Here is a 1,509-nt window from a genome sequence, read left to right as displayed (position 1 = left end):
AAATAGAACAACACGCCGCCTGCTGACCCAGTCATCGTCGCTAATTCATAGCAATCAATATAATTTAACTTCATCTAACCATACAACCTCCCATGAGTAGCGAGAACAATTGCCAGCAACTTAAAAAACCGCCAGAGCGGCAAGTAAAATTGTGCCAAAGGCGTCTGTTCAACCTCACGCATACAAAAAACCAAACTGCCCCTTACCCAGGCTCTTGAATATAATGAAAAAATAACCAAAACCTTTAAGTAACAAACATCCGCTTCGACGATTCCAGGCTGTGGCTTCGAAGGAAAAATGCGAAAAATTACTACAAACAGAATAATAAATGCATAGAGTCCGTTAATATACTGGTGGCGATTCATATGCGTGATTACATGCTAGCCAAGTTCGAGTTATTATATCAATATCTTCATACCGAAAACCCAGCGCTAATTCCCTTACACGCGTTTCCGACCAAAATGACATTTCCGATCATACCTAGACGTTACGCAAAAATCTGGCGTATGGTACGAATAGTTAAGATCCAAAAATCAAGAGTATGGGTCTTCGGAAAACAGTTCAATCAGTGCTGACCGACTTGTTTTTCAAAATATTTATTTTCCATGAAGTCCGTGATTGACAATCAGCAGGGGTCAGGTCCGATCGCAAAGGCGTAAAGGTCCGCAGATATTCAATACCCCCTAATGCATCGCATATTTTAGGGGGGATGTGGGGAGTTTCTAACGGACCAAGTATAGGCTAATGCATTAGCATGGTGAAATATTCAGGGAGCCAGCCGACGCTGCTGATAGATCCAGTCGACGATTTCCCCGTCAGGGGCGTAACCACTAACAGTTTCACGCAGAAGCTGTCGGACACGAGCGTAGTCATCATGATCAACTGCGGCCAGCAACTCGGTGAGTTTTTCCTTGAGTACATCCCAAGACAAGTGGTCTTCGTTAGCACTCATAATCATCGGATGTTGCGTAGCGACAACATTGTCACCGATCAACAACTCTTCGTAGAGTTTCTCACCGGGACGTAGCCCGGAAAATTCGATGGAAATATCGCCATGGGGATTTTTGTCAGAACGTACACTTAAACCGGACAGGTGAATCATCTTCTCAGCCAATTCTACAATCTTCACCGGCTCTCCCATGTCCAGTACAAATACATCACCGCCCAGACCCATAGATCCCGCTTGGATGACCAATTGGGCAGCTTCGGGAATAGTCATGAAATAGCGAGTAATCTTGGGATGAGTCACCGTCAGGGGGCCGCCGGCTTTGATCTGCTTGTGAAACAAGGGGATCACAGAGCCAGAAGAACCTAAAACATTACCGAAACGGACCATAGTAAAGCGTGTTTTGTTGACGTGGGCCTGGGCAGAATCCCCATTGAAGGCGGCGGCAAAAACTGAGTGCAACACCTGACCTTTCCGGTAGGGTGTTGCCATGTCTTATCACGAACTCAGCGTTGAAGAACGCTCCGATATCCAGGTCAGTCTGCTGCGTGGCATGAGCCAGC

General features: G+C 46.1%; 1 pseudogene. It reads right to left on the bottom strand.

What is annotated here, in order from left to right:
• Positions 1-766: 766 nt before the first annotated feature.
• Positions 767-1,360 (bottom strand): annotated as a pseudogene (locus GIW04_RS30635) (polysaccharide biosynthesis protein); the annotation flags it as partial.
• Between the last annotated feature and the right edge of the window lie 149 nt (positions 1,361-1,509).

It is taken from the genome of Pseudomonas sp. PA-4-8C (assembly GCF_021606625.1).
Taxonomy (GTDB): Bacteria; Pseudomonadota; Gammaproteobacteria; order Pseudomonadales; family Pseudomonadaceae; genus Aquipseudomonas; species Aquipseudomonas lactis.
Note: the sequence above shows the minus strand (reverse complement) of the source record. Positions and strands in the feature narration are given on the sequence as shown.